We start from the raw sequence: 12335 nt of genomic DNA, 5'->3' as shown, positions 1-12335 counted from the left end.
ATGCTGGTGGCGGGCCGGGCCGGTCGCGCCCGCCCGGAGGCCGCGTCCGCGGCCCCGGGTCGGAGCGCGTCTCCTACCCGGGGAGGAGGCCGGGCGGTCAGTCCGGCAGCCGGGGCATCTCGACGCCCGGGTCGCGGCCGAGCAGCACGCCACGGGTCAGCGCCCGCGAGCCGAAGCGGTCCCGCACCGCGTCGACGGCGGCGTCCAGCGCCGGGCCGGGTTCGGCGCTGAACGGCAGGGTGAGCTGGGTGTGCCCGGCACCGAGGTTGCCCACCGAGACGCCGAGCAGCGTGACGCCCCGTTCCGCGATCTGCGGCAGCGCGGCGCGCAGCAGGTCACGGGCGGCGGTCCGCAGCGGCCCGGTCTGCGCGGTCGGCTCGTCGAGCGTGTGCGACCGGGTGGCGCGGGTGTAGTCGGCGAAACGCAGCCGCAGCGTCACCGTGCGGCCGGTGCGGCGGGCGGCGCGCATCCGGCCGGTGACCCGGTCGACCAGCCCGGCCAGCACCGCGTCCAGGTCGGCGGGGGAGTGCGGGCCGCGTCCCAGCGCGTGCTGCGCGCCCATCGAGGAGCGGCGCCGGCCCACCTGCACCGCCCGTGGGTCGCGGTTGTGGGCCAGGGCGTGCAGGTGCCGGCCGGCGCCCGCGCCGAGCAGCGACACCAGCGCCGGCTCGTCCAGCCGGGCCACCTGCCCGACGGTACGGATGCCGCGGTCGCGCAGCCGCGCGGCGGTGACCGGGCCGACGCCCCACAGCCGCTCGACCGGCAGCGGGTGCAGGAACGCCAGTTCCCGGTCCGGCTCGACGACCAGCAGCCCGTCCGGCTTCGCCACACCGCTTGCCACCTTCGCCAGGAACTTCGTCCGGGCCACGCCGACGGTGATCGGCAGGCCGGCCTCGCGGCGTACCCGCTCCCGCAGCGTGGCCGCGACGGCGGCCGGCGTTCCGGCGAGCCGCCGCAGCCCGCCCACGTCGAGGAACGCCTCGTCGATGCTGAGCCCTTCGACCAGCGGGGTGGTGTGCCGGAAGATCTCGAACACCGCCCGGCTGGCGGCCGTGTACGCGGCCATCCGGGGCGGCACGACGACGGCGTCCGGGCAGAGCCGCCGCGCCTGCCGGCCGCCCATCGCGCTGCGCACGCCCCGGGCCTTGGCCTCGTAGCTGCACGCGAGCACCACGCCGCCGCCGACGATCACCGGCCGGCCGCGCAGCCGGGGGTCGTCGCGCTGCTCGACCGAGGCGTAGAACGCGTCCAGGTCGGCGTGCAGGATGGTGGCCTCGCTCGACACCCCGCCATCCTCGCACACATGTTCGAACAAGCGCGGCTGACCTGCCCGGACACAGGCGACCGGCCGGCGAGAGCACCCGCCGGCCGGTCGCCTGCGCCTCACCGTCCGTAGACCTCGAACTCGTAGAGCGAGAAGCCGTACGAGGTGGCCCGGGTGACGCCGTACATCCGCACGTAGCGGGCGCTGACCGGGGCGAACGTCACGTTGTCGACGCCCCCGTTGCCGGCGGTGGTGCTGAACACCGGCTGCCAGGAGTTGCCGTCACCGGAGACCTCGATCCGGTAGCCGGTGGCGTAGGCGGCCTCCCACCGCAGCACCGCCCGGCTGATCGTCCGGGCCGAGCCGAGGTCCACCCGCAGCCACTGGTTGTCGTTGTAGCTGCTGGCCCACCGGGTGCCGAGGCTGCCGTCGACCGCCTTGGCCGGGGTGTTGCTGGTCAGGAACTGCGTGCTGGACGCGGTGGCGGTACGGCCCTGCGCCAGGTTGGTCACCGCGTCGCCCCGGCGCGCCGGGAACGAGACGACCTGCTGGTACGTGGGCCGGTTCTGCCAGGCGATCAGCGGGTGGGTGATGCCGCCGAGCCCGGACTGGGCGATCGAGTCGGCGCACCACTGGTCGCCCGCCCCGCACGAGGAGTCGCCCGGGTAGACGGTGGTCGCCGGCGCCGCGGCGGCCTGGCCGAGCGTGTCCAGCAGCGCCTGCCGGCACGCGCCCAGGTTGCCGTTGCCGCAGTACGTGCGCCCGAGCCCGCCGGCGACCGGGTCGCCGAGCACGGCCCGCAGGTCCTTGTCGACGTAACCCCACCAGCCGTACTGGAACGCCGAGCCCTTGTGCGCCTGGCCCTGCGCCGCCCAGTTCACGGTGCCGTCGCGGCCGCCGTTCTGGCCGCCCGAGGGCGCCTCGTTGACCTGGAGGGCGCCGACGAGGGCGCCGTACAGGTCGGGGCCGAGGCCGGGACGGAACTGTGCCGAGGTGAGCAGCGGCCACCAGGCGTCGAAGATCCGGATGGCCTCGGCGTGCTGGTAGACCTTCGAGCCGGGTGACGTCTCCACCCGTCGCGACCCGGCCTGCTGCCAGGCCCGCAGCTTGGTCACCGCGGCGGCCAGCGCCGGGTCGGTGACCGGCGTGCTGTCCAGCACCCGCAGCAGTTCGCCGAGGACCTGCTGGCCGCGCAGGTCGGTCACCGCCGCCTCGGCGGTGATCCGCACGATGTCGGCGCGGCCGACCTTGCGCTGGGCGATGGCCGCCTTCACCGGACCGTCGAGCAGTTGGCCCCGGTGCACCGCGCCGTAGCTGAAGTTGCCGTCGGCCGCGCCGAAGTCCCGCGCCTGCTTGTTGTTCCAGCTGACGTAGTAGTCCTGGTTGACCGACTGCGGGTGGGCCGACGCCGGGGCGTACGTGGCGTCGTTGGTGTCCGGGTTCCAGCCGGCCCACTCGTACGCCGGCTCGGCCTTCATCGGCAGGTTCGGGTCGGAGGTGGAGGAGCGCACCGGGTTCGAGCCGGAGTTGTAGTACGCCGCCTCGGTCGAGTTGACGTAGAACCAGTTGAACGCGTACCCGACGCTGGCCGCGGACGCCTGGAACGCCGCCGCGCTGCCCATCGCCGCCGGGTCGTTGTACGCCTGGAAGCCGATCGCCGAGTCGGCCTCGTGCCGGTAGGTGGAGCGCAGCTTGGTGAACGCGGTGGGCTGTCCGTCGACCAGCCCTCGGTAGGCCACCAGCCCGTACTTGGTGCGCAGCGCGCGCAGCGTGTACGCGCCGGCCGGGGTGGAGTCGGCGAGCGTCGGCGACCAGGAGTTGCGCTTCTCCAGCACGTCCATCGCGACGCACTGGCCGCGGTAGAGGTAGCGGTTGGAGCTCAGCGTCGGCGCGCTGCCGTCGGTGGTGCACAGCGGTACCGCGTACGTGTCGGTCAGGTCCTGCGAGGCGGAGGTGGCGCTCCACGCGTAGTCCTGGCCGCGGCCGAGCAGCACGTAGAGGTTCAGCCCGGCGAACGCCGCGCCGCGCGCGCTGATGCCCGGCCCCTGGAGTTCCTGGAGCATGAGCAGTTGCGGGGCGAAGTAGCCGGTCTGCGGGCCGAACACGGCCACCGGGTTGCCGGTGGTGGTGTGCCGGCCGGAGACCACCACCGCGTTGGACATGCCGTGCGCCCGCAGGTTGGACAGGCCGCCGACCAGGTCCTTGGTGGCGGCGCTGGTGCCGGTGCGGGCGGCCGCCCCGCCGGTGGCGTCGTACGCGAGCGGCTCGGCGACCACCGTGCCGGCGTCGGGCAGCACCGCGCTTGTGGCACCGGGTGGCGTCGCGCCGTACGGGAAGCTCTGCCCGTCGTGCAGCGTCAGCACGGTCTCCGGGTCGTTCTGCGAGCGGAACGCCGTCCAGACCCGGTCGCCCTCGGTCGGGCCGTACTTGGCCCGGGCGGCCACCCGGACCAGCGCGGACTGCATCTCGCTGCCGCCGCCCCCGCCGAACAGCCCGCCGATGACACCGGCGGTGGCGATCAGGTCGGTCATGGTGAAGTGCTTCGGCTTCCCGGCGCCGGTGAGCACGTACTCGCCGGGGTAGTTGTCGTCGGCGATCGACTTGTCGATGTAGGCGTTGATGCCGGCGATGTAGTCGACGACGTCGGTGTAGAGCTGCTGGCCCCGGGTGCCCTTGAGGCGCAGCGCGTCCACCTGGGCCTGGAGGTCCGCCTCGGTGTAGGGCGAGTTGGCCCAGACGCTCTGCTCCAGTTCCCGGTTGCCGGGGGCGCCGCCGGCGAACGAGCTGACGTTGCCGCGGCCGACGTGCCGCAGCAGGTCCATCACCCAGAGCCGGTCCTGGGCGCCGGCGTAACCGGCGCCGAACATGGTGCCGGCGCGGGTGGTGCCGGTGACGTGCGGGACGCCGGTGGCCTTGTCCCGCACGATGGTGACGTCCGAACGCGGCGAGATCCTGCTCTCGACCTGCGCGTCGGGGACGCCGAACGAGGCGTCGTTGTAGAAGTGGGCGATCTGCTCGTCGGTCAGCCCGGCGTAGTTGTAGACCAGGTTCGCGTACTCGTCGAGCTGGTCGCTGGAGTGCGCGGGGCGGGTGCCGAGCGCCTGGTGGGCCAGGATCGCCACGAGCGTGGCGTTGCCGTTCTGCCCGGGCGGCAGGATGTCGGCGCACTGACCGAGGCAGTAGTCGTCGGGGGTGAACGTGGTGGCGGCGAGCGCCGGTGACGGCGCGATGACCGTCAGGACGCTCGCGGTGAGGGCGGCGGCGGTGAGCGCCGCGAGGCGGGCACGGATGGCGGGTAATGGCATGGCGATCCTCCGGGGGACGCGGAGTAGGGCCGTTCGGTACGCCCGGCTGACGGCGTCTCGGCCTCCGCGCCCGGGCGTCCTGCCCGGAGGTGAGAATGACTCATATCTATCTGCGGGCAATGATCGGCGCACCACCGCCGTCCGGGATAGCCGTCGTTCACCAGCCGTCAATGCCGACGTTTCGCCGCGATCCGGGCCGCAACGACGCGGTGGGGGTGGCGCCGTTGCCACCCCCACCGCTCTCCCCGCCGGTGCGCCGTCAGTGCTTGTGGAACGACTGGCGCACCACACCCCCCACCAGCGCGCACCACGTGGTGGTGCTGATCTTGCCGTTGGGCGGTAGTCCGTGCAGGCGCTGGAGGTCCTTCACCGCCGTGCGGGTCGCGTGGTCGTACTCGCCGGTCGCGGTGACCTCGGCGTAGCCCTTGGAGGCGAGCATGAACTGCGCGGCCACCACCGGGACGCCCGACGACTTCTGGTCCAGCTCCGGGGCCAGGGTCTCCCAGGTCGGCGCCGTGAGCGTGGCGTCGACGTCGACCGGGACGCCGTTGCGCGCCTGCCAGTCCTGGACCGCGGCGACGGTGGCCGCGTCGAACACGCCGTTCACCGGCACGGTGTAGCCGCGGAACGTGAGCAGATACTGCGCGACCTGGACCACCGGGCCGCCGACGAAACGCCAGATGTCGGGCCAGCGGCGGGCCGGCACGTCGCCCGGCTTCGTGCCCAGCTTCTGGAACACCGCGCGGCGCAGCGCCGGGAACTCCCGGTAGAACATCGCGCCCGGGCAGAGCGTGGCGCGGAAGTCCCAGTGACCGAAGATGTCGTGCGCGTGCAGCCCGTACTGCCGGCAGATCGCGGTGCACAGCCGGGCGAGGGAGTCGAGCAGCTCCTCCGGCGGCGTCTCGGTGACGTAGGTGCCCTCGTTCTCGATGCCGATGGCCCGCCCGTTCTCGCCCGGGCAGTGCGCGGCGATCATCTGCCGGTCACCGGCCCGCAGCCGGTCCAGGCTGCCGTGGCGTCCCTCCAGGACGTGACCGCCGCGGCTCACCGTGAAGTGCTGCCCGGTGTCGGACCAGCCGTTGCCGTCCATGTGCAGGTCCTGGCAGTCGCGGGCGAGCTGCTTGGCGTGCTCCTCGGAGTAGTCGGTGACGTTCGGGAACGCCATGTGATGCACGATGATCTTGTTGGTCGGGATCGCGCTCACCGACAGCGGGTCGGCCGGCGGGCGGGCGGCCCACTCGTCGCAACTGATGATCCAGTCGAGGTCCGTGCCCGGCGCGGCGTGCGCGGCGGCCGGCAGGGCGAGTTCGCTGCCGACGACCGCGACCGCTGCGGCGCCGAGGCCGGCCCGCAGCAGCGTACGGCGGTCCAGCTCGGGGTGGTCGAAGTGCATCTCGCCTCCTCGATGGCCCGGCCGGCGCCGGGCGATGTAAAGGAACTGCAACGACTGCGCGCGTGGTGGAGAATATTGCCAAGCTCGCGCGGCGCGCCAGAGGACAAAAGCGACGTTCACCGGCCGGTGAGCCGGTTGCTCCTACCGCCGGAGTAGGCGATGTCACGTCCGCTGACCGGGACGGACCATGGTCTTCCGCGACCCGCCGTGGCAGCCTGGGCCGGTGCAGTCGCCCAGCCTGACCGGGATCGTCGTGCTCGTCGCGGTGCTCGCGGGCGCCACCGCGTTCGGCTGGTGGCGCCGCCGCCACGACGGGCGGCTGCGCGCCGTCCGGAAGCGCCCACCGGCCGCCGACGCGCCGCACCGGGCCACCCTCACCGCCCTCGGGGTACGCCCCGGCGAGGTCACACTGGTGCAGTTCTCCGCCCCGGTCTGCGCGCCCTGCCGGGCCGCCCGCCGGGTGCTCGCCGACGTCGCCGCCCGCCTCGACCGGGTCGTGGTGCTGGAGGTCGGCGTGGACGCACACCTCGACGCGGCCCGGGAACTGGACGTGTGGCGTACCCCGACGGTGCTGGTGGTGGACGCCGCAGGCCGCGTGGTGCGCCGCGCCGCCGGCGTGCCCGACCGCGACGACCTGATCGCCGCGCTCACGGCCGGGGCGGCGCGTTGACCGGCGTACGGCTGACCCGCCGCCGGGTGGTGGACCACGGCCGGCTCGCCACGAGCCTCTGTGCGGCGGCGCGTCCCGCCTGACCGACCGCCCCCCGCACGAACGGACCCGCCCCATGCTGCTCGACCCCCGGGGACCGCGCTTCGCCGCCGTCCTCACCACAGTCGTCCTCGCGATCGTCCTCGTCACCGGCTCCGGGCTGCTCCTGCTCGCCCAGGCCGTCGTGTTCGCGCTCACCGCCCTGAACCCGCGCGTCGGGCCGTACGGCCTGCTGTTCCGCGCCCTGGTGGCGCCCCGGCTGGACCCGCCGGCGGAGCTGGAGCCGGTCTCGCCGGTGCGCTTCGCCCAGGTCGTCGGCCTGGTCTTCAGCGTCGCCGGCGCGGCCGGCTGGTTCGCCGGGCTGCCCGCGCTCGGCCTGGCCGCCACCGGCGCGGCGCTCGCCGCCGCCTTCGGAAACGCCGCGTTCGGGCTCTGCCTCGGCTGCGAGGCGTACCTGACGATCCGGCGGCTGGCGGGACGTCCGCTCGCCGCCCGGGTGGCGGTGCCCCCGCGCTGAGGTTCCGCCCGTACGCTGGCTCCGGCGGACGGGGGGAGTGGCATGGCGGGTCGCGGGCGGCTGGACCGGCGCAGCGTGCTCGTCGCCGCGGGCGGGCTGGCGGTCGCCGGGATCGGCGTGCCGATCGGGCTGGCCGCCACGAACGACGGGCCGCCGCCCCCGCCGCGCGGCCGGCGGCCGGTCAGCATGGCGATGCACCTGCACGCCTCGTTCAGCGAGGGCGTGGCCAGCTACGCGGCCCACCTCGACCAGGCCCGCCGCAACGGCGTCGACGTGCTGTGGTGGACCGACCACGACTTCCGGGTCGCCGCCCACGACCACCGCCGGGTCGTCCACTTCGACGGCCCGGAGGAACGCGAGGGCGGCCTGGCCTGGACCTGGCAGCCCGCCACCGAGGGACGGCTGACCAGCTCGGCCGCCGACTTCGTGGAAGCGCCGGACGCCCCCGACGGTCCGGGCCGCGCGCTGCGCCTCACCGCCGCCGGTTCCGGCACCCTCTGGTACGCGGGCAAGGCGTGGAACTGGACGCACACCTCCAACATCTCCGACACCACACTGCACCTCGACGTACGCCCCGAGGCGGCCGGCCGCGACGCCACGCTCACCGTGGAACTCGCGCTGTCGCACCACCCGGCCGGACCCGGGCGGCCCGCCGGGCAGCTCGTGCTGCGCTACCGCCTCGGTGGCGTCGACACGGTCCGGCACACTGTCGACGGCCGGCACGGCACCGTCGAGCTGCCCGCCCCGCCCGGCGCCTGGCGGCGGCACACGTTCGACCTGCTCGCCGACGTACGGCGGCTCTGGCCCGACATCGTCGCCGGGGACAACTCGCTGCGCGGACTGCGCCTCGGCGTGACAGTGGCCGGTGGCGGGCGCGGCGCGTACCTGGTGGACCGGCTCGTCTTCGACCGCGCCCGCCGCGCCGGCCAGGCGGGCGAGGAGCTGCGCGCCGAGGTGCTGCGCGGCTACGACGGCGCGTACCCCGGCGTCACCCACCACCGGGCGTACGAGGTGTCGATGGTGCGGCACCTCAACTGGTTCGGCGGCGACGGCACGCTGCCGCGCTTCCCGTCCCCGCCGTACCGGGACAACGACGTCGACGCCACCGAGCGGATGGTGGAGTTCCTGCACGCGCACGGCGGGGTGGTGTGCTGGAACCACCCGCTGGACACCGAACGCCGCGAATCACTGGCCCGCCTGCTGGTCACCCGCGACGCGCTCGGCGTAGACCTGATCGAGATCGGACGCCGGCCGGTCGAGGACCACCTCTGGGCGTACGACGTGGCGGCCCGCAACGCGATCCCGCTCACCGCCGTGGGGGTCACCGACGACCACGACGGCACCGACTGGCGGGCCGGCCGGGACCGCAACGTCACCTCGGTGTGGGCGGCCTCGACCGGCCGGGACGACCTGGTCGCGGCGCTGCGCGCCGGGCAGGCGTGGTTCGCCGACCTGACCGGCTACCGGGGCGCGCTGGACCTGGAACTGGGCGGCCGCAGCGCGATGGGCGCGCTCGCCGTGCTCACCGAGGACACCGTCACGGTGCGGCTGCGCGCCACCGACCTGCCCGCCGGGGCCACGCTGGAGACGGTCACCGGTGAGGTCGACCGGGCCGGTGTCGCGGACCCGACACCGGCGGTCCGGGTCGGGCAGGTGCCCTGGCGGCGGTTGCGGCAGGGCTGGTACGACCTCCCCGTGCGCGTCGGCGCCGGCACGTACGTCCGCACCCAGGTCCGCGACCGCGACGGCGCGATAGTCGGCGCGAGCAATCCCCTCTGGCTGCTCCGCACCCCTCCACCCGCAGGCATCCCCGCACCTCGCCGCTTCTGACCCGCGCCCTCTCACCCGCCGTGCTCCCTCTCCGTCGATCATGAAGTTGGCGGCGATGTCTGTCCTCTTTGTTCCTGTCAACTTCATGATCGACGAGCTGACGGTGGTTGCCGGGGTCTGGTAATCGTGGCGGTGTGTCCGATACCGACCACCTGTCGTGCCGCGCCGCGCCGCGCGGGGAACCGGGCGCCGACCGGCGTCCGGAAGCAGCCGTTGCGGCGATGGCCGGCGGCTGCGCCACGGTGAGAATGACGAGCGAGGCGGCGTCCGACATCCGCCCGTGGGACGCCGTGGAGTCTGTCGCATGAGCGGCTGGGAACTGTCCGGATACACCCCGGTCCGCCGGCTCGGCGCCGGCGCGTCGGGCAGCGTCGTGCTCGCCACCCACGACCCGACCGGCACCCCTGTCGCGATCAAGTACCTGATCCGCGACCTGGGCGAGGACTCGGCCTTCCGGACCGCGTTCCGCACCGAGGCCCGGCTCCTCGGCGAGATCGACGACCCGCACGTCAGCCGCCTCTACGAGTACGTGGAGAGCCCGCACGGCGCGGCCATCGTGATGGAACTGGTCGACGGCGTCTCCCTGCGCCAGATGCTGCGCGAACACGGCCCGACCACACCCGAGGCCGCACTCTGCGTCCTCAAGGGCTCACTCGCCGGCCTGGCCGCCGCGCACGCCCACGGTGTCGTGCACCGCGACTACAAACCGGAGAACGTGCTGGTCGACGGCACCGGGTTGAGCAAACTCGCCGACTTCGGCATCGCCATGCCGATCGGCCAGGGCTCCGACACCACGGTGTCCGGCACGCCCCGCTACATGGCCCCCGAGCAGTGGACCGGTGCCCCGGCAAGCCCCGCGTGCGACGTCTACGCCGCCACCGCCACGTTCTTCGAGTGCCTCACCGGCCGGCCCCCGTACCAGGGACCGGACCTGCTCTCCCTGCGCGACCAGCACGCCAGCGCGCCGATCCCCGCCGAGGCGGCACCCCCGCCGGTGCACGAACTGCTGCGCCACGGCATGGCCAAACGCCCCGACGAGCGTCCGCCGTCCGCCGAGGCGTTCCTGGACCTGCTGGAACGGGTCGCCGGCACCGGCTACGGCCCGGAATGGGAGGAACGCGGGCTGCGCGAGCTGGCCCGGCGGGCACTGCTGCTGGCCGCGTTGTGGCCGTTCCCGGACCGGGCCGAGGGCGCCACCGCCGTCGCGCACACCGAACTCGGCACGACCACCACCGGCCGGGCCGGACGGTTCCGCAAGGGCCGCGCCCGCACCGCGCTCGCCGCCGGCGCCCTGGTCGCCGCCGTCCTGGCCGGGGGCGCCGGCTACAGCTACGCCGCCCACGACGACACGTCCGCCGCGGGACCGACCGGCCCGGCGAGCGCCGCTCCCGCCACCACCGGCGTACCCGTACCGGACCCGACCGGCACCGCGACGCCGAGCCCGTCACCGACGCCCAGCCCGTCCGCCGTGTCCGCCGCGCCGCCACCTCCCGCGCCGTCCGCCACCCCCGACCCGACCGGGACGCCGGCCCGCACCGGCACACCCACCCCCAGCGCGTCGCGCACCACCAGCCCGCCGCCACCGGACGTGACAGCGCCGGTCGTGGACGGCGTCAGCGCCGACCCGGGCGAGCTGGACCCGAAGGGATGCCCCTACGGCGCCAAGAGCAGCACCGTCACCGCCACCGTCACCGACGACCGCAGCGGTCCGGCCGCGCTCACCGTCACCTTGGGCTACACCGTCGACGGCGCCACCGGCACGATCCGGATGGCCGCCGCCGGGCGCGGGCTGTTCACCGGCACGCTCGGCCCGCTGTCCACGCCCAAGCGCAGCGCCCGCATCCCCATCCGGGTCACCGCCACCGACGCCGCCGGCAACACGACCACCTCGACGTCACCGGTGTACGTGACGCTCTACCACGACTGCACCCCCGGCTAGGAGTACGACAGTGCCCGCTGCCCCGCACCGCAGCCCGTCCCGGGGACGGTCGGCGTGACCCGCCCCGACGAGCCCACCGAGGCGCTGCCCACCCGCGCCCTGCCGATCACCGGCGACGCGGACGCCGCCGAGCCCACCGTGCACCTGGTCCGCCCCCGAGCCGACGCCGACCCGACGGTGCCGCTCGCCGTCACGCAGGCGGAGTCGGCCCCCGAGAAAGCGGAGCCGACCGTGTCGTTGGCCCTTGAGCGGGCGGAGCCCACCGGCCACCTCCCCGGGGCGGCGGCCGACCAGCCACCTACCGCCGAACCCACGGTCCACCTGACGGCGATCCCCAGCGGGGACGACCGCACCGCAGACCTCGCCGTCTCGGCCACGGCGGCACCGCCGGCTGCCGAGCCGACCATGCACTTGAGGCCGGGCCGGGCAGACGACGCGGACGAGGCGACCGTTCACCTCCCGGCGGGTCCGGACAGCAGGGCGGGGGAGCAGACAGTGAGTCTGCGTCCGGCCTCGGTCGGCTCGGTGAGCGAGGCGACGGTCCACCCCGGCACGGCTCCGGACGGTCCAGCCGACGAGCAGACGGTGAGCCTGCGGTCGTCTTCGGTTGATCCGGCGGGCGAGGCGACGGTCCAGATGCGCCCGGCACCGGCAAGTGCGACCGGGCACGCCACCGTCTACCCGCGTCCGAGCGGGGAACCGGCCCAGCGGCCCGGCGCGGAATCGACAGCGTCGTGGCAGCCCACCGCCTCCTGGCAACCCACCGGCGTACCGCATCAGGGCCAACCCACCGGGACGGCGGCGACGGGTGTCGGGGCGTACCCGGATCGGACCGGCCACGCGCGGGCGGCGAGCGGCGTGCCGGCCCCCGGCGGTGAGCTGCGCTTCGGGCCGGGCGTGCCGGCGACGCCGCCGCCCGCGCCGCCCTGGCCCACCGCACCGCCGATCCGGCCGCGCCCGGTCTGGCGTCGCGCCGTCTCGGTACTGTCCACGCTCCTCACCGTGGTGCTGCTGCTGACCGTCGGCCTCTACCTGTGGCAGCGGCTGCGCCCGCTGGAGGTCGAGGGGGTCACCGTCGCGGTGCCCCGGCCGGCCGGGGCCGCCTGCGACGTGACTGTCGACGTGGTGGCCACCGTGCGCACCAACGGGCGTGGCGGGACGATCAGGTACCAGTGGTTCCGCTCCGACGCGCCACCCGGCGCCGTGCTCACCGAGCGGGTCGGCAGCGGGCAGCACACGGCGGCGCTCACCCTGAAGTGGACGTTCACCGGGGCCGGGACCACCACCGGGATCGCCACCGTCAACATCGTCGAACCGTCGACGGCGCAGGCCAGCACCCGGGTCGTCTACCGCTGCCCCGGCGGCTGACCCGCGTTTC

Annotated in this window: 8 protein-coding genes; 5 read left to right on the top strand and 3 right to left on the bottom strand. The window is 74.7% G+C overall.

Translation table 11 applies throughout. The features are described from left to right. Positions 1 to 97 precede the first annotated feature (97 nt). The 3 genes from dinB to NMK34_RS16465 form a co-directional block, all read right to left on the bottom strand. Positions 98 to 1285, bottom strand: coding sequence for a DNA polymerase IV (dinB, locus tag NMK34_RS16475; RefSeq protein ID WP_318334146.1), 1188 nt, complete (start codon positions 1283 to 1285; stop codon positions 98 to 100). A 98-nt stretch (positions 1286 to 1383) separates the two neighbouring features. After that, on the bottom strand, positions 1384 to 4569 hold the full coding sequence (locus NMK34_RS16470; RefSeq protein WP_318334145.1) for a penicillin acylase family protein: 3186 nt from the start codon (positions 4567 to 4569) through the stop codon (positions 1384 to 1386). Between the two features lie 259 nt (positions 4570 to 4828). Next, positions 4829 to 5962 (bottom strand): N-acetylmuramoyl-L-alanine amidase, encoded by a 1134-nt coding sequence (locus NMK34_RS16465; RefSeq protein WP_318334144.1) that lies wholly within the window; start codon positions 5960 to 5962, stop codon positions 4829 to 4831. Between the two features lie 223 nt (positions 5963 to 6185). Here NMK34_RS16465 and NMK34_RS16460 point away from each other — a divergent pair, with 223 nt between their 5' ends. The 5 genes from NMK34_RS16460 to NMK34_RS16440 all read left to right on the top strand — a co-directional run bounded on the left by NMK34_RS16460 (position 6186) and on the right by NMK34_RS16440 (position 12325). Beyond that, positions 6186 to 6632 carry a thioredoxin family protein gene (locus NMK34_RS16460; protein WP_318334143.1) on the top strand — a complete coding sequence of 149 codons (447 nt, stop codon included), beginning with the start codon at positions 6186 to 6188 and terminating at the stop codon, positions 6630 to 6632. 115 nt (positions 6633 to 6747) lie between these two features. After that, the gene (locus tag NMK34_RS16455; RefSeq protein ID WP_318334142.1) at positions 6748 to 7188 is read left to right on the top strand and encodes a DUF4395 domain-containing protein; all 441 of its coding nucleotides are present in this window, start codon (positions 6748 to 6750) and stop codon (positions 7186 to 7188) included. A 42-nt stretch (positions 7189 to 7230) separates the two neighbouring features. Continuing rightward, positions 7231 to 9018: a hypothetical protein gene (locus NMK34_RS16450; protein WP_318334141.1), complete on the top strand. Its 1788-nt coding sequence runs from the start codon at positions 7231 to 7233 to the stop codon at positions 9016 to 9018. A 304-nt stretch (positions 9019 to 9322) separates the two neighbouring features. After that, complete coding sequence (locus tag NMK34_RS16445; RefSeq protein ID WP_318334140.1) at positions 9323 to 10957, top strand: serine/threonine-protein kinase; 1635 nt, start codon at positions 9323 to 9325, stop codon at positions 10955 to 10957. Positions 10958 to 11011: 54 nt separating this feature from the next. Continuing rightward, positions 11012 to 12325, top strand: coding sequence for a hypothetical protein (locus tag NMK34_RS16440; RefSeq protein ID WP_318334139.1), 1314 nt, complete (start codon positions 11012 to 11014; stop codon positions 12323 to 12325). The last annotated feature ends 10 nt before the right edge of the window (positions 12326 to 12335 follow it).

The organism is Micromonospora sp. BRA006-A, from assembly GCF_033433935.1.
GTDB lineage: Bacteria > Actinomycetota > Actinomycetes > Mycobacteriales > Micromonosporaceae > Micromonospora > Micromonospora aurantiaca.
Note: the sequence above shows the minus strand (reverse complement) of the source record. Positions and strands in the feature narration are given on the sequence as shown.

What these genes read in the sequence shown, in the direction of transcription:
- NMK34_RS16445 (WP_318334140.1), top strand. Translation starts at nt 9,323, where the DNA reads ATGAGCGGCTGGGAACTGTCCGGATACACCCCGGTCCGCCGGCTCGGC.
- NMK34_RS16465 (WP_318334144.1), bottom strand. Translation starts at nt 5,962, where the DNA reads ATGCACTTCGACCACCCCGAGCTGGACCGCCGTACGCTGCTGCGGGCC.
- NMK34_RS16455 (WP_318334142.1), top strand. Translation starts at nt 6,748, where the DNA reads ATGCTGCTCGACCCCCGGGGACCGCGCTTCGCCGCCGTCCTCACCACA.
- NMK34_RS16470 (WP_318334145.1), bottom strand. Translation starts at nt 4,569, where the DNA reads ATGCCATTACCCGCCATCCGTGCCCGCCTCGCGGCGCTCACCGCCGCC.
- NMK34_RS16450 (WP_318334141.1), top strand. Translation starts at nt 7,231, where the DNA reads ATGGCGGGTCGCGGGCGGCTGGACCGGCGCAGCGTGCTCGTCGCCGCG.